19 protein-coding genes are annotated in these 22,742 nt (G+C 65.4%); 18 read left to right on the top strand and 1 reads right to left on the bottom strand.

All coding sequences use genetic code 11. The annotated features are described in order from the left end of the window. Positions 1-11 precede the first annotated feature (11 nt). The 14 genes from CXR29_RS14760 (at position 12) to CXR29_RS14695 (ending at position 15,153) form a co-directional block, all read left to right on the top strand. Entirely contained in the window at positions 12-1,793 is a 1,782-nt protein-coding gene (locus CXR29_RS14760) for a PucR family transcriptional regulator (RefSeq protein ID WP_127364944.1), read from the top strand. Positions 1,794-1,914: 121 nt separating this feature from the next. Beyond that, on the top strand, positions 1,915-3,414 hold the full coding sequence (locus CXR29_RS14755) for a type III PLP-dependent enzyme domain-containing protein (RefSeq protein ID WP_127364943.1): 1,500 nt from the start codon (positions 1,915-1,917) through the stop codon (positions 3,412-3,414). A gap of 172 nt (positions 3,415-3,586) precedes the next feature. Next, a complete protein-coding gene (locus tag CXR29_RS14750) occupies positions 3,587-4,579 on the top strand; it encodes a TAXI family TRAP transporter solute-binding subunit (protein ID WP_164742842.1) in 993 nt (330 codons plus the stop codon). Continuing rightward, on the top strand, positions 4,576-6,648 hold the full coding sequence (locus CXR29_RS14745) for a TRAP transporter permease (RefSeq protein WP_127364942.1): 2,073 nt from the start codon (positions 4,576-4,578) through the stop codon (positions 6,646-6,648). Before CXR29_RS14750 ends, CXR29_RS14745 begins: the two co-directional genes overlap by 4 nt. Before the next feature lie 308 nt (positions 6,649-6,956). Then, the gene (locus tag CXR29_RS17860; protein ID WP_127365357.1) at positions 6,957-7,073 is read left to right on the top strand and encodes an ABC transporter ATP-binding protein; all 117 of its coding nucleotides are present in this window, start codon (positions 6,957-6,959) and stop codon (positions 7,071-7,073) included. Continuing rightward, positions 7,066-8,262, top strand: a complete 1,197-nt coding sequence (locus CXR29_RS14735; RefSeq protein WP_127364941.1) for a S66 peptidase family protein — start codon at positions 7,066-7,068, stop codon at positions 8,260-8,262. Before CXR29_RS17860 ends, CXR29_RS14735 begins: the two co-directional genes overlap by 8 nt. A 28-nt stretch (positions 8,263-8,290) precedes the next feature. Then, on the top strand, positions 8,291-9,091 hold the full coding sequence (locus tag CXR29_RS14730; protein ID WP_241241479.1) for a serine hydrolase: 801 nt from the start codon (positions 8,291-8,293) through the stop codon (positions 9,089-9,091). 59 nt (positions 9,092-9,150) lie between these two features. Then, entirely contained in the window at positions 9,151-9,459 is a 309-nt protein-coding gene (locus CXR29_RS14725) for a DUF3870 domain-containing protein (RefSeq protein ID WP_101554661.1), read from the top strand. Between the two features lie 129 nt (positions 9,460-9,588). Further along, positions 9,589-10,746 (top strand): DUF819 family protein, encoded by a 1,158-nt coding sequence (locus tag CXR29_RS14720; RefSeq protein WP_127365356.1) that lies wholly within the window; start codon positions 9,589-9,591, stop codon positions 10,744-10,746. A gap of 217 nt (positions 10,747-10,963) precedes the next feature. Next, complete coding sequence (locus tag CXR29_RS14715; RefSeq protein ID WP_127364939.1) at positions 10,964-12,220, top strand: dipeptidase; 1,257 nt, start codon at positions 10,964-10,966, stop codon at positions 12,218-12,220. Continuing rightward, positions 12,217-12,918, top strand: a complete 702-nt coding sequence (locus CXR29_RS14710; RefSeq protein ID WP_127364938.1) for a type 1 glutamine amidotransferase — start codon at positions 12,217-12,219, stop codon at positions 12,916-12,918. Before CXR29_RS14715 ends, CXR29_RS14710 begins: the two co-directional genes overlap by 4 nt. 126 nt (positions 12,919-13,044) lie before the next feature. After that, positions 13,045-14,478, top strand: a complete 1,434-nt coding sequence (locus CXR29_RS14705; protein WP_241241478.1) for an APC family permease — start codon at positions 13,045-13,047, stop codon at positions 14,476-14,478. A 67-nt stretch (positions 14,479-14,545) separates the two neighbouring features. Then, positions 14,546-14,761: a hypothetical protein gene (locus tag CXR29_RS14700; protein WP_101554656.1), complete on the top strand. Its 216-nt coding sequence runs from the start codon at positions 14,546-14,548 to the stop codon at positions 14,759-14,761. Beyond that, the gene (locus CXR29_RS14695; protein WP_101554655.1) at positions 14,758-15,153 is read left to right on the top strand and encodes a universal stress protein; all 396 of its coding nucleotides are present in this window, start codon (positions 14,758-14,760) and stop codon (positions 15,151-15,153) included. The genes CXR29_RS14700 and CXR29_RS14695 overlap by 4 nt, the downstream gene beginning before the upstream one ends. 103 nt (positions 15,154-15,256) lie before the next feature. On the opposite strand, the gene CXR29_RS14690 is transcribed toward CXR29_RS14695, so the two are convergent. After that, positions 15,257-16,342: an NAD(P)/FAD-dependent oxidoreductase gene (locus tag CXR29_RS14690; protein WP_101596339.1), complete on the bottom strand. Its 1,086-nt coding sequence runs from the start codon at positions 16,340-16,342 to the stop codon at positions 15,257-15,259. A 222-nt stretch (positions 16,343-16,564) separates the two neighbouring features. Here CXR29_RS14690 and CXR29_RS14685 point away from each other — a divergent pair, with 222 nt between their 5' ends. The 4 genes from CXR29_RS14685 to CXR29_RS14670 all read left to right on the top strand — a co-directional run bounded on the left by CXR29_RS14685 (position 16,565) and on the right by CXR29_RS14670 (position 22,605). Further along, the gene (locus tag CXR29_RS14685; RefSeq protein WP_127364936.1) at positions 16,565-17,164 is read left to right on the top strand and encodes a helix-turn-helix domain-containing protein; all 600 of its coding nucleotides are present in this window, start codon (positions 16,565-16,567) and stop codon (positions 17,162-17,164) included. 444 nt (positions 17,165-17,608) lie between these two features. Beyond that, positions 17,609-19,882 carry an HNH endonuclease signature motif containing protein gene (locus CXR29_RS14680; protein ID WP_127364935.1) on the top strand — a complete coding sequence of 758 codons (2,274 nt, stop codon included), beginning with the start codon at positions 17,609-17,611 and terminating at the stop codon, positions 19,880-19,882. Positions 19,883-20,055: 173 nt separating this feature from the next. Beyond that, a complete protein-coding gene (locus CXR29_RS14675) occupies positions 20,056-21,171 on the top strand; it encodes an LLM class flavin-dependent oxidoreductase (protein ID WP_127364934.1) in 1,116 nt (371 codons plus the stop codon). A gap of 345 nt (positions 21,172-21,516) precedes the next feature. Next, the gene (locus CXR29_RS14670) at positions 21,517-22,605 is read left to right on the top strand and encodes a C40 family peptidase (RefSeq protein ID WP_101554651.1); all 1,089 of its coding nucleotides are present in this window, start codon (positions 21,517-21,519) and stop codon (positions 22,603-22,605) included. The last annotated feature ends 137 nt before the right edge of the window (positions 22,606-22,742 follow it).

The following is a 22,742-nucleotide window of genomic DNA, read 5'->3' as shown; positions in this document are numbered from 1 at the left end:
ACAGTGGGAGCATGACCGACACCGCGAGTCCGCGACTGTCCCGACTGATCCGGGACACGGAGGGGTTCCTCCTGCCGCTGACCGAGATGGCCGGCGACGCCGTAGTCGCTCGAGTCGAATTCGGCTTCGACCTGCCGACGACTCCCACGCAGACGTCGGCTGCACTGCACGCCGGCTCGCCTGCCGGCCCGCCCACCGCTTCGCCCACCGAGGCGGCCGGCCGCGCTTCCCTGGCCGGCACCGTCGTCCTCGCCACCGAACCGGTGAGCAGTCCTGCCGGACTCGACGCGGTGCTGGCAGGCTATGCGGGCGCCGCCGCCCTCGTCGTTCCGCCCGGAACGCACGGCCACCTCGGCGACGGGATCGAACTGAGGGGGAGTGAGGGCCGGGTTCCGGTCCTCCTCGAACGCTCGCCGCATGTGACCTGGTCGGAGATCCTCGTGCATCTGCGGCAGCTCACGGAGGGCGCGACGAGCGCCCTGGCCCGGCCCGATGTCGACGACCTCAGCGCACTGGCCGCCGTCATCGCCGAGACCACGGGCGCATCGATCACGATCGAGGACCCGGCCTCGCGTGTGCTCGCGCATGCCAACCTCGGCGGCGAACTCGACGAGATCCGACGCGAGACGATCCTGTCCGGAGCCATTCCCGACTGGCGGATCGCCGAGCTCGAGGCATCGGGGTTCCTCGACACGATCCGCCGTTCGACCGACGTCGTCGAACGGCCCGCCGAAGGCACATCACCGGCCCGGTCGGTCATCGCGCTGCGCAGCGAAGGCGAGCTCATCGGCACGATCTGGGCGGCCTACCCGGCGGAGGTCGACCCCGAACCGCTGCGCGAGGTGCTGCGCGACGCCGCCCGCGCGGCCCTGCCCGTGATGCTGCGGACCCTGCGCCGGTCGCCGTTCGAGAAGCGCCTTCGTCGGGAGGCGCTCGGTGCGATCCTCGCCGGTTCGGCCGACCTCGGTCCGTCGGCGACCCTGCTGTCACTGCCGTTCTCCGGCAGCTTCTGCGTCCTCGCCTTCACCGAGGCGGCCCCCGACCGAGAGCCCGTCCTGCGGTTCCATCTCCGGGCCGCTTTCGCCGATGCCGTGGTCTCTCGGATCGAGTCGAGCACAGGGGCATATCTCGCAGCGCTCGTGCAGATGAGCGAGCCGACGGATGCGGCGCAGATCCGCGACCACGTGCTCTCTGCCCTGCGGCGATCGCTGCCGAGCGACGAGGCGCTCAGCTTCGGTGTCGGCTCTCCCGTCGACCGCCTCGACGAAGTGCATCGCTCGTGGTCCGAGGCCGTATACGTCGTCGACGCCGTGCACGGCAGGAGGCGCGGCCTCGGCTGCCGAGGACGGGGTGCCATGAGCGGAGGCCCTGCGAGCGGCGGCGACGAGGAAGCCCCGACCATCGTCGGAGCGATCGTCGGAGCGACCGTCGAGGATGCGGCGGCCGAAGTCATCGGACTGCGCGTGGCCGATACGCTGCTGGCCGTCGAGCGCGATGCGCACGGCGGAGAACCCGCTGGTCGCAGCGGCGATATCGGCAGCATCGCACGGCCGGCTCGGGCGCTGGCCGGGCATGACGCGCAGCACAACGGCAGCCTGCTCGAGACGCTGCGGGTCTATTTCGCCACGGTCGGCAACTCCGCCGAGGCGTCCCGTCGGCTGCACGTGCATACGAATTCGCTGCGGCACCGCCTGGGGCGGATCGAGGAGATCACGGGTCTGTCGACGGCCGAGCCGGCCGAGAGGCTGTGGCTCGAGCTCTCGGTGCTCGCCCACGATCGCGCGGGCGGCTGAAGGCTTGAGGAGTCGTGTCGTGGGAAACCGACAATCGATCCCCGGGAAGTTTGGTGAATTATTGTTCGTTCGTCGAGGTCGACCGTCCTAGAGTGACAGCAGATCACAAACAGAGGACGTCATGCCCAACAGTCACCACTCGATCGCCGACGGTCGAGCACAGGCGATCAGAGCGATCGCCGAGAACAGCCAGCCCCTCACCGACCGCACCCCTGCCGTGGCGGGGCGAGCCAACCGCACCGACGACACCCCTGCCGAGACGCGCGGAGTCGATCGCACCACCGCAAGCGGTTCCGCTCCCGCGGGCGTGCCCTCCCTGTCGGACGGCGTGCCTGCCCTATCGGAGGGCGTGCCGGCCCTGCCGGATGGTGTGCCGGCGCTCTCGGATCGGGAGCCCGTGCTCGGGCTCATGGATCTCGATGCCATCGATACCGCGTTCGAGCGGCTCACTTCGGCGTTCGATTCGGACCATGAGGTGCTCCACGCGGTGGCCTGCAAAGCCGTGCCGCTGCGTTCGCTGCTCGAGCGCTATGCACAGCAGGGCGCCGGATGCGAAGTCGCCAGCCCCGGCGAACTCGAACTCGCCCTGGCCGCCGGGTTCGCTCCCGAACGGATCGTCTTCGACTCCCCGGCCAAGACCTGGACGGAACTGCGTCGGGCCGTCGACCTGGGCGTGTCGATCAACGTCGACAACTTCGACGAACTCGCCCGCCTCGACCTGCTTCTGGAAGACAGACGACCGACCGTCGACGAAGTACGGATCGGAATCAGGATCAATCCGCAGTCGGGCACCGGCACGATCGGGGCGCTGAGCACCGCCACAGAGACGTCGAAATTCGGCATCGGACTCGCCGATCCCGGAGCCCGCGAAGCTGTGATCGAGGCCTATCTGGCGCGGCCCCGACTGACTCAGATCCACGTGCACTCGGGTTCTCAGGGCATCAGTCTCGAGCGCGCCGCCGTCGGAATCCGCACCGCGGTCGACCTCGCGCAGGAGGTCAACGCGCGTGCCGGGACGCGGCAGATCACCCGCATCGATATCGGGGGAGGCCTGTCGGTGAACTTCGACGGCGAGGACATCACCCCGACCTTCGCCGACTACCGTGCGGTGCTCGAACAGCAGGTCCCCGACCTGTTCGACTTCGACATCGTCACCGAATTCGGGCGTGCTCTGCTGGCCAAGGCCGGCACCGTCCTCACCCGCGTCGAGTACGCGAAGACCAGCGGCGGGCGGCGCATCGCCATGACTCACGCAGGCGTGCAGGTCGCGACCCGCACCGCCTACGCCCCGCACGACTGGCCGCTGCGGATCCTGCCGTTCACCGCCGACGGGGAACCGAAGATCGCCGAGGCGGTGCCCACTGATGTCGCCGGGCCCGCGTGCTTCTCCGGGGATCTGCTCGCTCGGGACCGTTCGCTGCCGCGCCTCGACGTCGGCGACCTCGTCGCCGTGCCCGAGACCGGCGCCTACTACTTCTCCAACCCCTTCTCCTACAATCTGCTCCCGCGCGTGCCCGTCTACGGGTACCGCGCCGGGGACGGGGGCGAACCGCGATTCGTCGTCATCCGACGGGGCCAGACGATCGACGAGATCCTCGCCGAGGCGGGGCCGCGGTGGTGATCGGCGCGGACCTGAGGACTTCAGGCGACGCTCAGGCAAGGCGGCTAACAATTCAGCAAACTTTCATGATTGAGCTGTGCGAGAGTGTATGGTGCCTTTAGTCTCGACAGCAGGCGGCTGAACTCTGAGCAGCTCGCCAAAGTATCTTGACCCCCGAAGAGGAGATCAGAAGATGAACATCAGACGGATGACAGTTGCGGCAGTCGCCGCCGTGGCGCTGGCGCTGACCGGGTGCGGCTCGGACGGCGGCAGCGGTGGAGGCGGTGGAGGCGGTGAGACCACCGACGACCTCACGCTCGGCACCGGTGGCACATCGGGCACGTACTACCCTCTCGGCGGTGAGCTCGCTTCGATCTTCGAGGACAACGTCGACGGCGTGACAGTCAACTACGTCGAGTCCGGTGCCTCGGCCGAGAACCTCGGCAAGATCTACCAGGGCGAATGGCAGCTCGGCTTCACGCAGAGCGATACGGCCAACACCGCGGTCAACGGCGAGCTCGAAGACCTCGACGGGACGAAGATCGACAACGTCGGCTGGCTGGCCTCGCTCTACCCTGAGGCCGCTCACATCATCGTCCGCGAAGACTCGGGAATCGAATCGGTCGAGGACCTCAAGGGCAAGAAGATCGCGGTCGGCGACGCCGGTTCGGGCACGCGCGCCATCTCCGACGCCATCCTCGACGCCGCGGGCATCGGCGAATCCGACTACACCCCGGAGATCACCGACTTCGGCGCTTCGACCGACATGCTCGCCGACAAGCAGATCGATGCCACGATCTTCGTCGTGGGCACACCCGTGGCCGGACTGACCCAGCTGGCCGCGACGACCGACGTCAAGCTGCTCGGGCTCGACGACGATACGACGAAGACGATCGAAGAGGGATCGGGTGCGGAGTCCTACGACATCCCCGCCGACGCCTATGACTTCCTCGACGAGGACGTCCCGACCGTGTCCGTGTTCGCCTCCTTGGTGGCCTCGACCGATCAGGTCAGTGAGGACACCGCCTACAACCTCACGAAGGCGCTGTTCGAGCACACCGACGAGATCACTCTCGACGTCGGCAAGCTCATCACGAAGGACACCGCCATGCTGGGCGTCGGCGACGTGCCGCTGCACCCGGGCGCTCAGAAGTACTTCGAAGAAGAGGGCATCGAGCTGCCGTGAGCGAAGATTCGACACCGGCCCGGCCGTCCTCCGCGACGGCCGGGCCCGGCGCCGAAGAGGTGGCTGCCGGAGAACGCGCATCGGCCGACGTACTCGCAAAGCATGACACCTCCAGCCGCTACCGCAAGGATCTCGGCTGGTGGGTCTGGGTGGTCGGCGGACTGTCCATCGCCTTCACCGTCTACCACCTCTATGCCGCCCTCGAACGGCCCTTCAACACGTGGATGCACACCTCGCTGCATCTCGCGGGCGCCACCGCGCTCATCTTCTTCCTCTACCCGCCGAGCCGTCGCCTCATCGATGCGCCGGCGACAGGCAACCGCGTCGCCGACGCGCTCATCGGGCGCGGCAGCCGCATCCCCTGGTACGACGTGCTCCTCGGCTTCGCCGGACTCGGCTGCAATCTCTACGTATTCGTCGAGTACACGCGCCTGGTGAGCAACTCCGTCCAGATCCTCGGCTATTCGAACCTCGACTACTTCGTCGCGATCCTCGGCGTTCTCCTCATCCTCGAAGCCACCCGGCGGTGTGTGGGCCTTCCCATCGTCATCATCGGCGGCATCGCCATCCTCTACGGACTCTTCGGCAACTACAGTCCCATCTTCACGCATTCCGGGATGAGCCTCGAGGACTTCGCGACGACGATGTTCCTGTCGAACGGGTCGGGCATCTTCGGCACGCCGATCCAGGTCTCGGCGAACTTCATCTTCCTCTTCCTCTTCTTCGCCGTGATGCTCGTGCACACGAACATCGGGCAGTTCTTCAACGACCTGGCCTTCCGCCTCACCGGCCGATTCACCGGCGGTCCCGCCAAGGCAGCGGTCGTGGCCTCCGGTCTCCAGGGCATGGTGTCGGGGTCGTCCGTGGCCAATACCGTCGCCTCGGGGTCGTTCACCATCCCGCTGATGAAGAGGTCGGGCTTCAAGCCCCACTTCGCCGCGGCCACCGAGGCGACCGCCTCGACGGGCGGACAGCTGATGCCTCCGATCATGGGTGCGGCCGCGTTCATCATGGCGCAGAACGTTCCGGATCTCGAATACAACGGGCTCATCGTCATCGCGATCATCCCGGCGGTCCTCTACTTCCTCGGGGCCTTCCTCTCAATCCACTTCGAGGCGAAGACCGACGGGATCCTCGGGCTGTCCAAGGCGAGCCTGCCTGACGGCAAGGAGCTGCTCAAACGCCTCGATCTCCTGCTGCCGCTGGCCGTCATCATCCTCACGCTCCTGTCGGGGATGTCGCCGATCCGCGCCGCGCTGTTCGGCATCGGCACCGCGTTCTTCCTCAGTTTCCTGCGCAAGTCGACGCGGATGGATCCGCGCGGATTCGTCACGCTGCTCGTCGAGGGCGCCCGCACGGCACTGCCGGTGATCGCGGCCTGCGCGACGGCGGGCATCGTCGCCGGCACGGTCACGGCGACCGGACTGGGCGGACAGCTCGGCAAGGGGCTGGTCGATCTCGCCGGAGGCAACTTCTTCATCGTCCTGGTCATGGTCATGATCGCCTGCATCGTCCTCGGCATGGGCCTGCCGACGACCGCGAACTACGTCGTCACGGCCACTGTCGCCGCACCGATCCTGTACAACAACTTCGATGTGCCGCTCATCGCGGCGCACATGTTCGTGTTCTTCTTCGGGATCCTCGCCGACATCACCCCGCCGGTCTGCCTCGCCGCCTATGCCGGTGCCGGCATCGCCAGGGCCAACCCGATGCGTGCGGGTGTCACCGCCGTGCGGATCGCCATCGCCGGATTCCTCATCCCCTACGTGTTCATCCTCGAGCCGGCTCTGCTTCTCCAGGGCACGTGGCAGGAGCTCCTGTTGGCGCTCGTGACAGTGATCCTCGGCATGATCGGAGTGTCCTCGGGCCTGGCCGGGTACTTCATGGGGCGGGCCAACATCGTCGAGCGGGTGCTGCTGTTGGCCGCCGGGATCACCTTGATCTACCCGAACATCTGGGTCTCTCTCGTCGGTCTCGTCGTGCTCGTCGCAGTCGCGCTCATCCAGCGGCTGCGGAAGGCCACGACCACCACCGAGATCGCCGCCCAGAGGGCCGCGGCCACGGCCTGAAAACCTCGTCGGTCCGCGATCCGTGCCGAGTGCACGGTCCGCGGACCGTTGTCATGTGTTCCGAGTCGCATGCGTCCTCCCGACCGTCTCGTACGAGCGCTTGCCGATTGTGCGGATCGTACAAGGCGACACGCCAGAAGTTGTGAGGTAGTGCTGCGATTTCACACCCGTTCCGGCATAGAGTGACAGACAACACATTTCGGCGGTCGCGGGCGGGGAACTCGTGACCTCGGTTCGGCCGCCGCAGGCAGGAGCCGCCTCCGGCGGCCGGAACCGAAGGGGTCCTATGGTCACTCAACACAGGGGAGATCGTCGAATACGGTGAGGTCGAGAAGGTGCTGTCTGATCCGCAGCACGAATACACGCAGGAACTGCTCGCAGCGGTTCCCCGACTGGGAGGTCAGAGTCTGGTGAGGAATGAGTAGGCAGGATTCGGCCGGAGCCGTCGGCGCCAGCGGTGCTGCGCCCGCGGACGACCGTGTGGGACTCCCTGCACCGAGTCCGTATCTTCGCACCGCGCCCCTGGCCGCCGGTGACACCGTCCGGCTGATCGCGCCGTCGGGGCCCACCGACGAGGAATCACTCCAGCGCGCCATCGCTCAGCTCGAATCCTGGGGTCTCACCGTCGTGCCGGGCGAGAACATCCGCGGCCGGCATCCGCGGGTGACGTACCTGGCCGGCACGGACGCGGAGCGTCGCTCCGACCTCGTCGACGCCTGGTGCGATCCGGACACGGACGCGGTGATCGCGCTGCGCGGAGGCTTCGGGGCGATGCGGCTGGTCGACGGCATCGACTTCGACCTCATGCGCAGGCATATGCTGCGCCGGGACGGACGCCCCAAACTTCTCACCGGGTCCTCGGACATCACCGCCCTCCACCAGGCATGGGAGCACTACCTCGGGGTGGCCACTCTGTTCTGCCCGATGGTCGGCAACGACCCGTTCAAGACCTCGACGGTCGTCCCGGACGAAGTCGCCTCATGGCTGTTCCAACCGTGGGGCGGCCGCGAACTCGGCTTCCCCGCTGACATCTCGTCGGGGGCTGCCGCTGCCGCCTCGGCGGACGACAATAGGTCACCATCGGACATTTCAGACGCCGAAAAGTCTCCGAAAGCGACCAACTTTCTGCCGGACACCGCTGCGGACGACGCAGCACTCCCGCTCAGCCGGGCACAGACGTTGGTCCCGGGGTCGACGAAGGGCCGCCTCGGCGGGGGAAATCTCAGTCTCATCGCCGCTGGAATGGGCAGTCCCGAGCTCATCGACGTGCGGGAACGACGCGAGCGGCGGGGCCCGAGCATCCTCATGCTCGAAGACGTCGACGAAGAGCTGTACCGGCTCGACAATCTCATGGTGCAGCTGGTCCGCGGCGGGTGGTTCACCTCGGCGGATGCGGTCGTGCTCGGCTCGTGGCAGGACTGCGCGCCCGTCCACGAGGTGGAGGCGCTGATGATCGACTACCTCGGCGGTCTGGGAATACCCATTGTGTCGGAGATGGGCTTCGGCCACGATCCCGATGCGCCGAGTGCCCCACTCGGCGTCGACGTCACGCTCGAGGCCGAGCCCGGGGAGCGGCCGCGGCTGTGGGTGGATCGCGCGGCTGGGCAGGCATGAACGAAACCAGACGGATAGGAGCATGATGATGAGCGATTTTAAATTCGATGGACTGCCCGGAGTGCGCTTCAGCGCTCTGGCCTTCGACGTCGACAGCGGTGAACGGGTGTTCGCCCACAATGAGAACGACGAACTCGACACCGCCAGCATGGGCAAGGTCTTCCTGCTCCACACTGCCTTGCAGATGTCTAAGGACGGCACGCTTGACCTGGAAGAACGCCTGCACCGACGGCCCTCGGAGAGAGTCGACGAATCGGGGATCTGGTACCTCATGGAGCAGGACGACCTGAGCATCTTCGACATCGCTCTGCTCATCGGGGCGTTCAGCGACAACTTCGCCACGAACGTGCTCATCCGCCGGGTCGGACTGGCGAATGTCGCAGATCAGGTGGTCAAGCTCGGGTACCGGAACTCGGGTCTGCATGACTTTCTGCGCTGGCCGCGTCCGGCCAAGGCACCGCGGACACTGTCGACGGGCACGGCCGCGGAGCTCAGTGATTTCATGGCCAGGCACGCCAAGGAGGAGTTCTGGGACGAGTCGACGAACGAGGTCTTCCGGCGCTGGTTGGGAGCCGGCGCGGACACCTCGATGGTCGCCTCGGCGTTCGATCTGGACCCGCTCGCTCACTACAACTACCAGCGGGATGTGTGGGTGTGGAACAAGACCGGCACGAACGGGACGATCCGAGCAGATGCCGGGATCGTGATGACGCGGACGCGCCGCGTCGCCTATGCGGTGTTCGCGAACTGGGAACCGGGCACCGACCGCGTCGTCGACGTCATGCCGATCATGCGGCAGGCCGGAGACGCGATCCACCGGTTCCTCTGAATGTCGATCGATTCGCAAGCACCCTCTGCACGGACGGCCGTGGGGTAGTCTGGTGGGCGATGTCCGATACGATCTACCTCACAGGCGAAGCGAAGGCTCCGTCGAACAACCCGATCACCAACCAGTTCGGTCTGTTCTACGTGGCGTTCGAGATCCAGCCGGACACCCACCGAATCCTCGATGTGGACTGCACGGCGACGTTGGCTCTGACCCGGAACTTCATTCGGAGCCTGTTCGTCGATGCCGACATCACGGACCCCGGTCGACTGATCGAGCGCATCCAGCGCCGCTACCACGGATCCTCGCAGAAGGCGCTGATCACAGCAGTGAACAACGCCGCGAAGAAGTTCCGCGAGGTCACCGCTTAGGCAGCACGTTCGACCACCCCGATTGCCCGGCCCCTCACCGGACCGGATCCGATCGACAACTGCACATTGCTCCACCCCGGAGGCATGCCCCGCACCGGGATGGACGTTTTCAATGAGGAAGTGTCGTTAGTGATCACGGACGGTTTTCTATTCATCAGCCTGCTTCTGGCTATCTCCGCTGTACTCGTCGTCGCGGATCGGAGCGGGCGCTTCAAGCTCTTCAAGTATGTGCCCGGCTTCGTCATCCTCTACATCGTGGCGGCGCTGCTCAACACCTTCGGCGTATTCGACCACGACGGCGGAGACATCACCGCGGTCGGTGACACCCTGCGCGAGGTGATGCTGCCCGCGATGATCCTGCTCATGCTGTTCAAGTGCGATATCCGGCAGATCATCAAGCTCGGGCCCAAGCTGCTGCTCACCTTCGCGGTGACCGCGGCGAGCATCATCGCAGGCTTCATCATCAGCTTCCTCATCCTGCACTCCAGCCTCGACCCGGAGGCGTGGAAGGCCCTCGGCGCCCTCAACGCCTCCTGGACGGGTGGTTCGGCGAACATGGTCGCGGTGCAGGAGGTCCTCCAGGCGCCCGAGAACGTGTTCGGCTACGTCCTCATCGTCGACACGGTGCTCTACTCCTTCTGGCTGCTGCTCGTCTTCTCCTCCGTCACGGTCTCCGACAAGTTCGACAAGTGGACGAGGGCTGATATGTCGAAGCTCGACTTCACCGACAGAATCGCCGCTGAGGACGAGAAGCCGATGACGCTGCCATCGATCTTCGGACTCATCGGGTTCGCACTTCTGGCCTCGGCCCTGGCGATCCGCCTCGGCGAACTGCTGCCCGAGGTCGGAGCGGTCATCGACGGCACCGCGTGGACGATCCTCATCGTCAGCGTCCTTGGTCTGGCCATCGGATCGACTCGGTTCGGCAAGACCGCCGGATCCAATGAACTCGCGACGATCCTGCTCTACCTCATCATCGGCATCATCGCCTCCGGCTCGGACTTCACCTCCCTGGCCGAAGCGCCGCTCTACCTGGTGGCGGGAATCATCGTCCTGGTCGTCCACATCGTCATCATGCTCATCTACGCGAAGCTCACCCGCACCGAACTCTTCAGCATCGCCGTGGCCAGCACCGCGAACATCGGCGGAATCGCCTCGGCACCGGTAGTCGCGGGCGCATTCAACCGACAGCTCGTCCCAGTCGGCGTGCTGTTCGCGCTCATGGGCACGTTCCTCGGCACGTTCCTCGGCCTGTGGTCGGCGCAGATCCTGTCCGGGCTGGCATGATGAACGGATCGACCCACCTCGCCGAGGCGGCCGACCTCCCCACCGTGGGCGTGCCGCTCCGGGCGCGCACCGTGTATGCCGTGTCCGGTCCGACCGTCTCGACGGCCCCGGCAGTTTGCACGTGCCCGCCGCGGTAGCTCGCATCCGCCCGCTCCGGCGGACTGCATCCGTCCACCCCCCGCACCGACCCAATCCGCCCGACCGGAAGGACCCGACCATGACCGCACCCACCACCGAATCCGCGCCGGACACCGAATCCGTCTCCAACGCTGAAACCGCACCCGCCACTGAAACCGCACCCGCCACTGAAACCGCACCCGCCGTCGACGTCTTCGACGGCCACAACGACCTCGCCTGGTACCTGCGCGAGGAACGCGACTACAGCGTGGAGGGACTCAACGATCCGGACGTCTCCCCGTTCACCACGATGGACCAGCTGGCGGCCGGCCACGTGGCCGCGCAGTACTGGTCCGTCTACGTCCATTCCTCGATCACCGGTCCTGATGCCGTCAAGGCCACATGGGAGCAGATCGACGCGGTCCAGCGCGTCGTCACCGCCTACCGCGAACGACTCGCCTTCGCCCGCACCGCAGCCGACGTCCGCGCCGCCCGCGCTGCCGGCAAGGTCGCCTCCCTGATGGGCGTCGAAGGCGGTCAGCAGATCGACGAGTCCTTGGCCGTGCTGCGGTCCTACGCCCGCGCAGGGGCCCGCTACATGACACTGACCTGGTCGACCACTCATTCCTGGGCCGACTCGGCCACGGACGAACCGGTCCACGGGGGCTTGAGCGCCTTCGGCCGCGAGGTCGTCGCGGAGATGAACCGGATCGGGATGATCCTCGACCTCTCCCACGTCGCGCCCACCGTCATGCACCAATCTTTGGACCAGAGCACGTTGCCGGTGCTCTTCACTCACTCCTGCGCGTTCGGTCTCAACCCGCACCCGCGCAATATCCCCGACGACGTCCTCGACCGCGTGCCCGGCAACGGGGGAGTGGCGATGATGACCTTCGTGCCGTCGTTCGTCTCGAACGCTCGCCGCGAATGGGTCGACGCCGGAGAGCAGGGAACCGCCCCCGAGGTGACCGTGGCCCAGGTCGCCGACCACTGCGATTACGTACGCGAGCGGATCGGCATCGACCACATCGGACTCGGCGGTGACATCTGCGGAGTCGATGAGCTGCCGACCGGACTCGGGGACGCCGGTCAGTACCCGACCCTGTTCGCTGAGCTCGCCTCGCGCGGATGGTCGCAGTCCGACCTGCGCAAGATCGGCTTCGACAATGCGATGCGCGTCCTCGACGCACACGAGGACGCGTACACGGCATTCCTCGGCTCCGCAGACGACGCACCGTCCGTGGCCGCCGGCCCGGCCGCCTCGGCGGGGGACGGCGGCGTCGGCAGCGGCGGTCATGCAGACCACGCCGTTTCCGCAGGCAACGGCCCGGCCGCCTCGGCGGGGGCGGAATCATGACGCGGCTGCTCGTCATCGTCAATGACATCGAATCCCAACCGGGGCTGCTGACACGGTGGATGATCAGCGAGAACGTCGAGTTCGATCTGCGCATCGGCGGGGTCTCCACCCTGTCCGGGCCCGCCGCTCTCGACGCCTATGACGGGCTCATCATGCTCGGCGGAGGGTACATGCCGGACGAGACGGACCGTGCGCCGTGGTTGGCCGATGAGGCCGCACTCGTCCGCCGTGCGCTGGAGGTAGACCTGCCGCAGTTCGGGATCTGCCTCGGCGGGCAGCTCATCGCGCACGTCATCGGGGGTGATGTGCGTGCTCGGACCGGGGCGCCGGAGAAGGGATACACGCGGATCGACACCACCGCCGAGGCGGCCGCGGACCCGGTGTTCTCCGCGATCCGGCCACGGACGTCGTTCGTCGAAAGCCACGTCGACCGCATCGTCGCCCTCCCCGAGGAGGCGACCCTGCTGGCGACGAGCGCAGCGTGTGAATTCCAGGCGTTCCGAGTGGGCCGGGCGTGGGGGACACAGTTCCATCCGGAGTCGACGCGGGCGAACATCGAGCGCTGGGACGCGGAGAAACTGCAGACATTGGGGTTCGATAAAGATACCCTGTTGGAAGAAGCGATGGAGCTCGGGCCCGAGAGCGAACGTGACTCGCAGGCTCTGTTCTCGGCGTTTCTCGCAGTGGTCCGAGGCTGAAGGATGTGCCTGAGGGCCTCGTCTCAGGCATAATCGGCGAGGCTCTGACCACAGTCAGGGCTGCCAGGTATGCGGGACAGCCGCCGTATCGGACGGGACAGGCGCCGCATCGGACACGGAGGAATCGTGAGCGACAACGAACTCACGACGACGATCGACCCCGGTGACGGCCACCAGCCCGAGACTCTCAAGCGAGTCATGGGGCCGAAGCTGCTGCTTCTGTTCATCGTCGGTGACATTCTCGGAACCGGCGTCTATGCTCTGACCGGCAAGGTGGCAGGGCAGGTCGGCGGTGCCGGTTGGGCACCGGTGATCCTCGCCTTCCTCATCGCGCTGATCACCGCGTTCTCCTATATGGAGCTCGTGACGAAGTACCCGCAGGCCGCGGGTGCCGCGCTGTACACGCACAAGGCGTTCGGGGTCCACTTCGTGACGTTCCTCGTCGCCTTCGCCGTGCTCAGCTCCGGAATCACCTCGGCGTCGACGGCATCGAACGTCTTCGCCGCGAACCTCGTGGCCGGCTTCGGTTGGGACGTCTCCGGCACAGGGGTGATGTGGATCGCGCTGGCGTTCCTCACCCTCATCGCGCTGATCAACCTCCGCGGAGTCGGGGAGAGCGTCTGGTTCAACGTCGTCCTCACTCTCATCGAGCTGAGCGGTCTGCTGCTGGTCATCGTCGTCGGGTTCTTCGCCCTCGGCGCGGGCGATGCCGATTTCTCACGCGTGATGATCTTCGAGACCGAAGGCGACAAGAGCGTCTTCCTCGCGGTCACCGGCGCCACTGCGCTCGCCTTCTTCTCCATGGTCGGCTTCGAGGATTCGGTGAACATGGTCGAGGAGACGAAGGACCCGCGGATCTTCCCGAAGATCATGCTCTCGGGTCTGACGATCACCGGCATCATCTACGTTCTCGTCTCCCTCGTCACCGTCGCGGCCGTGCCCATCGGCGTGCTCGCCGAGAGCGAGACACCGCTTCTCGAGGTCGTCCGCGAAGGCGCTCCAGGTCTGCCGATCGATACGATCTTCCCGTTCATGACGATGTTCGCCGTCGCGAATTCGGCGCTGATCAATATGCTCATGGCCAGCCGTCTGCTCTACGGTATGGCCAAGCAGAACGTGCTCCCTCCCGTGTTCGCGAAGGTACTGGCCGGACGCCGGTCACCGTGGGTGTCGATCATCTTCACGACGCTGATCGCCTTCGCGCTCATCTTCTTCGTGACCTCGATCCTGCCCGAGACGGTGACCGCGTCCCTGGGCGGAACCACCTCGCTGCTGCTGTTGGCCGTGTTCGCCGTCGTCAACGTTGCGGTGCTCATCCTGCGCAAGGACAAGTCCGGCAATGCCGAGCACTTCACAGCGCCGACGGTTCTGCCGTGGATCGGTGTCATCAGCTGCGTGTTCCTCGTCGGTCCGTGGGTCCGTCTCGATGAGCTCATCCAGTATCAGATCGCAGCGGCGCTCGTCGGCATCGGTGTCGTCCTGTGGGCTGTGACCTGGTTCTGGAACCGTTCGACGAAGGGCACGAGCACCCGATTCCGCAATCCCGAAGAGCTGACGTGACCTCATCCTCTCGCCGAGGCGGTGCCGTCCCTCCCGGGAACGGTGCCGTTCTTCCCTGGGAACGGCGGTGCCGTTCTTCGCCGAGGCGGTGCGTTCTCTCGCCGAGGCGGTGCGTTCTCTCGCCGAGGCGGCCCCGCCGTCTCGCGTGGACGTGCACCGCAGCTCCGGTGCGCTCGGGATCACCCACCGAACCATGTCCGTACCGCTCGATATGCTTGAACGGCGGGTTCCCGACCTGCGCACTCGGATCTGTACAGCTCAATCCAATGAAGGTGAAAAATGACAGTACTCGTCGGTTATGTCAACAATCCCGCCGGACACGCTGCTCTCGATGCCGGCATCGCGCAGGCGAAGAAGGACGGGAAGGAGCTCGTCGTCGTCAACGCGTCACGATCGGCTCAGCGCAACGACTCCTACCGCCTCGGCGAAGGGGAACTCAGGTCTGTCAATGACTACCTGACCCGGGCGGACGTCGAGTTTCGCGTGCTGACGTCGGGCAGCGAATACGACCCCGCCGAGCAGATCCTCGACACCGCCACCGAGGTGGGGGCCGAGCTGATCGTGCTCGGAACCCGGAAGCGCACCCCGGTTGGAAAGTTCCTGCTCGGGTCGACTATTCAGAAGGTCATTCTCGACGCAACAGCTCCGGTGCTGTGCGTCAAAGCCGCGCACTGAGGGCTCGACGGCAACGGCCGCTGCGTGCTTCACTCAGCGGCAGCGGCTGTTGCGTACGTGCCTCAGCGGCAGCGGCAGCGGCTCCGGCTCTTGCGTACGTGGCTCAGCCGAGCCGCTCCATGATCAGGTCGGCGTTGATATGGGCGCCGGCAAGCACGCCGCTGGCGGTGCTGGCCACGACCATCGCTGACACGTCGGCGCTGTTGCCGACCGCCCAGACGCCGGGCACGTCGGTCTGTCCGGCCATCTGCGTGGGAATATAGGTGCCCATCCCGCTCGGGTGGGCAACGACGTCGCCGCCGAGCTGGGAGAACAGCTCGGCGTTCGCCCGCGCATAGGCACCGACGGCCAGCGCGTCGAAGGTGCGAGCGCTTGCGCCGTCCGCGGATTCGTCGGCCGTCAGCGAAACGACGGTGTCGGAGTCGGTGCGGGCCACCTCGGTGACGGTGGAATCGATGTACTCGATGCCGAGCGTCTCGAGCATTGCCGCTTGCTCGGAATCGGGAGCGGGAGCGGCGTGTCGGATGAAGCTGACATGGTCGCTGAGCTGGGAGAACAACATCGCCTGGTGGTACGACATGGCCGTCGTGCCGATGACTCCGATGCGCTGCCCGCGCACTTCGTAGCCGTGGCAGTAGGGGCAGTGCAGGACGGTGTCGCCCCACCCCTCGGCCAGACCCGGGATGTCCGGAAGTTCGTCACTGAGACCGGTCGCGATGATGATGCGGCGGGCCCTGACATCGACCCCCGCCGAGGTGGTCAGTTCGAATCGATGCCGCGGAGCCTCCTCGGCGAGGTTGGGGTCCGAATCGATCGTGCGCGCTTGCTGCACAGTCGCATCGATGAAAGCGACGCCGTATTCCGCGGCCTCGGCGCGGCCTTTCGCCACGAGATCCTGGGGCCTGATGCCTTCGTGGCCGAGGACGTTGTGTGCGTGCGGGCTCGGCGAATTGCGCAGTTGGCCGGCATCGATGACGACGACGGATCGCAGCGAACGAGCCAAGGCGATGGATGCGGCGAGGCCTCCTGCGCCACCGCCGATGATGGCAACATCGACGCTGGTCTGCGCGGATTCGGCGGATGAAGCGAAGGTCTCGGATGAGGAAGTGCGTGACCCCTCTGGTGCGGAAGGTTGTGACCCTGCTGAGGCGGAAGGCCGTGAGTTCTCGGGGATGGATGGGGCAGTCATGATTCTCCTGTGTGCGGATGAGCGGTCGGAACGTGGGCGGTGCTCCTGTGGGGTGCCGGTGTTGGACCGGTGGGATCCTCGGCGTCGATTCGAGTGTGCTCTCGGCCCATGCAAATCTGCAAACCTATTTGCAGAAACAGCAAATTCTCTCATGGTGAGTGCATGGAAGAGTCGAGGGAGCCGGCGGAGAGGGGCGCCCATGCGGCGGATCGAATATCGGGGATGTTTGCTGACGGGGCCGCCTCGGTCGAGGCGCGGGAAGCCGTCAGGCAGTCGTTGGCCGGCGTCGGCGCCCGGCTGCGGAGTCTGCGACAGGAGCAGAACCGCACCCTCGATGAGGTGGCCGAGCTGGCCGGAATGTCGACGAGTACGCTGTCGCGGCTGGAATCCGGGAAGCGCAAGCCGAGCTTGGAGCTGCTGCTGCCGCTGGCCGGGGTCTACGGCCTCCCGCTCGATGAGCTTGTGGGAACCCCGCCGATCGGGGATCCACGCATACATATCTCGCCGCGGAAGTTCCATGACCAGACCATCCTGCCGCTCAGTCGCGGAGCGATCGGTGTGCAGGCCTTCAAGCACATCGTCGACGGGCGGCAGGCGCCGAAGCTCGGTGCGCTGAAAACCCACCCGGGATTCGAATGGGTGTATGTGATCCGCGGTCGGCTCACTCTCATCCTCGGTGATCGGACGATGATCCTCAGCGCAGGTGAGGCCGCCGAATTCGATACTCGGACTCCGCATTGGTTCGGGGGAGCCGACGACGATGGCGTCGAATATCTCAGTCTCTTCGGCCCCGAGGGGCAACGGGTTCACATGAAGAGCTGACTGGGGCTGCGAGCCGGAGCGGGCGTTCGCAGCTGCGGTGGGGCGGCGGTTGTGCGCGCTTGAGTGCGGCGGGATGCGAATTCTTCCTGCGCGACTGTGGTGGGGCGCTGGTCCTGCGCGCTCGCGTACGGCGGGGCGCTGGTCCTGCGCGCTTGCGTACGGCGGGGTGCTGGCTCTGCGCGCTCACGTCAGTGGCGAGAAGCAGTCTTGGTCCACTTCGTCGGCACGAACTACGAGAGGCTTCTCGTCTGACCGTCGCCGGCGATCATGGTCAACCATCGCGCTCCGGGCGCAATCTCGATCTGACCAGCATAAATCGTACACAATAGAACGAAAAGAAAATTGACTCAATAAAATCGCACAAAACTATGGACTCTGTTCGATTGACGAATTAGAATAAGGGCAAGCCGAAGGCATCAACGATGATGAACGGACACAGAGAAAATGGCTCTCATCCCCGACCGAAGGTACGACGAGCACAGCGACCGCGATGCAGGAAAGGCTTCGCAGGCACCACCACCCCCTCAAGGTTCACCGCCCAGTGGCCTCCCTCCAACTGCAGCTGGCTCTTCTGTCCGGTCTGCCGACAGCGGCTCCTCCAGGTCGACCTATCGGGAGCTGCTCGCTGAGGCCGGATTCGATCTGACCGGTCATCCGCTTGCCGACAGGTTCGACGGGATCGCCGACAACCTGGCCGACTGCGAGGACGGTGCCGAAGTGGGCACGGCCGACGACGGCGTCGCGGCCGTCGAGGGAGTCGCAGCTGTCCAAGGTGGCAGCGAACCGGCCGCTGTTGAGGCCGATGCAGAGGTTCTTCCTCTCCCGGGCGGCGATATCCGCGCCGGTCAGGGGCTCTGGACGAGTCGGACGACGATGCCGGAGACCGAGGCAGAAGTTCAGGAATGTATCAAAGAGATCGAAGCACGCCAAAGCGCGTGGATGAAGGCGAAGCGCGAGGAACGCGAGGCGCAGAAAGCTGCGGAGCGTGAGGAATTCCTGCGGAAGAACCCGCAGGCTCGTGCAGAGGACGAAGAGCTCGCACGGGAAAGAGCGGAGTGGAACGCCCGTGTTGAACGGTACGAGGCGAAGAAGCGAGCGCAAGAAGAAGCTGAACGTATCGCTGAGGCGGAACGCACTGAGCGACACAAGGCTCTCGCCGAACGCTATGACTCCGATGCTGACGCGCATCCCCTGCTCGACGAATTTCGCTGGTCAGACCTGAAGCACGCAGCCCCAGAAGTCACGGAAAGCATCTGCGCTCTGCAGAGCCTGCTCGATGGACTGCACGACTTCACCCGCCCCATGGGGCCGGATGACGCGGTGACTCTTCTCGACGGTCTTGAGACCTTGAACCGTCTGACAGAATCCCTGTCGATCGTGACGCTCTCCGTGTTCGATCGTGTCGGCACGCCCCGCGACTACGGCGCGAAGACGACGAAGGCGCTGGTCCAACATCGCCTGAACCTGTCCGCACACGAGGCCCACCGCCGCACTCAGCTCGCTGAGTGCCTGGGGAAGCGGACCAGCATCAGCGGGGAATCGATCGAAGCGCAGTTTCCGATTCTCGCGGCGGCCCTCCGTGAAGGAGTGCTCTCGGCAAACCAGGCGTCGACCATCTCCAAATGCTTGAAGAACCTGCCGGTGAACGTGTCCGAAGACGACAAGATCAAGGCTGAAAGTCTGCTTGTCGAAAAGGCTCAGACTGTTCGCGTCTGCGATATCCATACACTCTTCGAAGAGATTCTGGGCTGGATCGATCCCGATGGTCAGGAACCGAAGGAAGCAGCGGACCGGGACAGTTTCGCTGTCAACCTGCGCCAAGCGAAGGACGGAACGTGGACCCTCAAAGGTCGCCTCGACGAGGAGACCGGAGGGATCCTCAACGGACTGCTGACCTCACGCATCAAGACTGACTCACCGTCAGATGAAGAAGGCTGTGACGATACGGCAGTCGGCGGGGCCGATCGTGACAGAGAAATCGTGGACACCTTCTCGGAAGTCCTACGCGGCGACCGCTCGGACTGTCTCGACCCCTCCCTCGACTTCGATCCTCCGCAGGTCGGCGAGAATGGAGAGATCCCGCAGGGAGCCGGTGTGAAACAGGACGGCACTCTGGTGGCCATGGCCGCTGAACAGCCGAGTGTGCGCCGTCGCATCTACGAGCGCTTCTCCAGCGTGATCGGCAGCATCGAGATGAATCGCATCAAAGCCGGAGCGGCCTACGCGCTGGTCGTCACAGCCAAGGCTGAAGACGTGGCGAACCAGACCGGCAAAGCCGTGACCGGGGTAGAAGCGCCGTTCCCGATCGACGCCGCGGTTCTGGAAGGGCTGAACGGTTCGGTCTTCTTCCACCTCATGGGCGAGAAAGCGAAATCGATGGCACTGGCGACAGAACGACGCTTGGCCACCGAGAAGCAGCTGGCGATCCTCGCCAGTCGCGACCAGGGATGCACATTCCCCGGGTGCGACACTCCTCCCGGCTGGTGCGAAGCGCACCATATCGTCCCGTGGGCGGAGAACGGAAAGACCGACGTCAACAACCTCACCTTGGCCTGCGGCGCGCACCACCACCTGCTTGATTACACCGATTGGGACTGCAGAATGCTCATCGACGGTCGGCCCGCATGGGTGCCACCAGCGACCATCGACCCAGCACAAGAGCCGGTGCTGCATGCACGGTTCATCGCGCGGGAAATCGGAGAGACTCTCTTCGGCTGACCGTCAGGCAGGCCGACTTCGGCTGGCCGCCGGGTCGGTGGGGAACGGATGGCCCCTCTGCGGCTGACCACCGGGCCGGCCACCTTCGGCTGACCGCCGGATGAACCCTCTTCAGCCGATCCCCAGGTCGGCGCGGATCGGAATGTTCCGCTCGCACGTACTGTTGCCCCGGTATGAAGCTTTCGATCCTCGATCTCGTCCCGGTCCGCGCAGGACAGACGACAGCAGACTCCTTCGCCGCCTCGAAGCAGATCATCGACACGGCTGACAAGCTCGGATTCACCCGATATTGGGTCGCCGAGCACCACAACATGCCCTCCATCGCATCGACGATGCCTGGTCCGGAGCTCATGTACCTCGGCCAAGGAACACAGCAGATTCGCCTCGGTTCCGGTGGGGTCATGCTTCCCAACCATGCTCCGCTGGCCGTCGCCGAACTCTTCGCCCTCTTGTCGGCGGTCTACGGCGACCGTATCGATCTGGGAATCGGGCGCGCACCGGGTACGGACCCGATCACCTCGGCGGCAATGCGAGGCCACCTCGGTGAGGGACGGATGGTCGACCGCGAAGGGCGAGCAATCGATCCCGTCGAACAGTTCCCCCAACACGTGATCGACACGCTCAGCCTCATGCGGCCCGAGGGGATGCGAGTTCCGCTCCACGGTGGGCGCGAACACGTGCTCAAGGCGACTCCCGCTGCAGTGCCGGGAACGCAGCCGCTGCCCTGGCTGCTCGGATCGTCCGGATACTCTGCGCGGCTGGCAGCTGAGCTCGGCATGCCCTATGTCTTCGCCAACCACTTCGCATCCGGTGCCACCACCGGAATGAAGATCTACCGCGACAATTTCACTCCGGGTGCCTACGGTGACACGCCCCAGACTTTCGTCACGGCCAACGTCGTCGCAGCACCGACCGAGGAAGAAGCGCAGCTGCGTGCGGAACCCTTCATGCTGCAGATGGCTCGACTGCGCACGGGCGGGCCGATGGAGAAACTGCACCTGGTCGGCGACGACGTGCGATCGGTGATGACCGACCAGGAGCGTATGGTCGGCGAAGAGCTTTCCGGCAACTGGATCATCGGCGACACGGAATCCGTGTCCGCGCAGCTCGAGGAACTCGCGGAGCGCTTCGACGTCGACGAAATCATGATCCAGCCGATCGCCGGCGCCATGGAAGGCGAACACCTACGCGAAGACCCGGGGCGGATCCAGACGATCGAATTGCTCGCCGCAGAAGTCCTCGGCTCCACCGGTGCCTCCGGCGTTGCTGGCGCAGGCACCGATAAGTGAGAGCTGATGCAGGCACCGATATGTGACACCTGACTGAGGACTGTCTCCGGCCCCGGTCGGGCCCGATATCGGCCGGCGATACCGGGCCGAAGTCTCAGCTGAGCATCGATTCGAGCAAGTGGACTTCAAACCATGACCAGTCCGCGTTATCCTGTCACGGTGTCATGAATACCGCCGGTCGTGTGACAGCCGGTAGAATCGACACCGTGCAGAACCTCGTTTCCGGCGAGGCCGCTCCTGACGGAGAGGCCGAATCAGAAGCGAAGACAGTACGCCGAATGCGCTTGCGCACCTTCGGAGACTTCCCCCACGCGGGCCTGCCGCCCGCAGACCGAAAGAGAAATAATGCGTACCAAAATTGCTGTTTCGGCAGCACTTGGGGTCGGACTGGTTTTCGGCGCTGGTGCTCCCGCACTGTCGAGCAATCTGTCCTCGACCGACGCCGCAAATACGTCCGGCATCTCCGCTGGAGTCGTGCCCGGCCAAGAACTCGAACGAATCACCGACGGCACGATCGAGAAGGGCGAGACCGCCTACGTCGATGTCACGGTAGCGACGCTGTGGACCGACCCTAAGGCTCCGCGCAAGGTGGACAAGCCTGCGCTCCAGCACCCCGTCGCCCTCAAGAAGTGGAACAAGAACCTCGAATCCACCGATGCCCGCCGCGGACTGACTGGCAAAACCGAGACCCAAGCGACGTACGGTTCGGAGGTCTCCGTCCTCGATGTCAAGGGCAGCTGGGCCAAGGTCGCCGTGACCGACCAGCAGACCCCGAAGAACAAGAAGGGCTACCCGGGCTGGCTGCCCAAGAAGCAGCTGGTCGAAAACGACCGCTTCGGGAAGCTCCGCGAGGACCAGCCCCGAGCCGTGGTCACGAAGCCCAAGAGCGAACTCGAAGGCATCGAGTTCACCAAGGACACCGGTGCCGACATCAGCTTCAACGTCGATCTGCCCCTCATCGCACAGGACGTCGACGACGTCCGCGTCGCACTCCCCGGAGGCGGAGCCGCCTGGATCGACATCGACGATGTCGATGTCTACGATGTCGGCGGCAAACCCGAGAAGCCCAGCGGCAAAGACCTCGTGAAGACCGCGAAGCAGTTCGACGGCCTGCGCTACCTGTGGGCCGGAGTCTCGGCCTACGGATTCGACTGCTCCGGATTCACCTACTCCATCTTCAAAGCCCACGGCATCGACCTGCCCCGCGACTCCGGCGAACAGGCGAAGGCCGGCAAGGCAGTCTCCTCGTCGAACCTCAAACCCGGTGACCTGCTGTTCTTCTCAACCAGCTCGGGAACGGTCCACCACGTCGGCATGTACGTCGGCGACGGCAAGATGATCCACTCGCCGAACGCGTCGAAGGACGTCTACGTCACCGACTGGAAGAAGTGGGATTCCGGAAACGAATTCTCTGGAGCCCGCCGGATCCTCTGACCATGACCGAGTCGGAGCGACCCGGACCGAGTCGGAGCGACCCGGACCGAGTCGGAGCGATCTGGACCGAGTCGGAGCGACGAACAGCCGGTGCAGGTTGAAACTGCGACGAGCCGACACCCTGATGGCCGGTGCCC

Origin of the sequence: Brevibacterium linens (genome assembly GCF_003999335.1) — a bacterium.
Lineage (GTDB): Bacteria > Actinomycetota > Actinomycetes > Actinomycetales > Brevibacteriaceae > Brevibacterium > Brevibacterium linens.
This window is presented reverse-complemented; position numbering and strand designations above follow the sequence as displayed.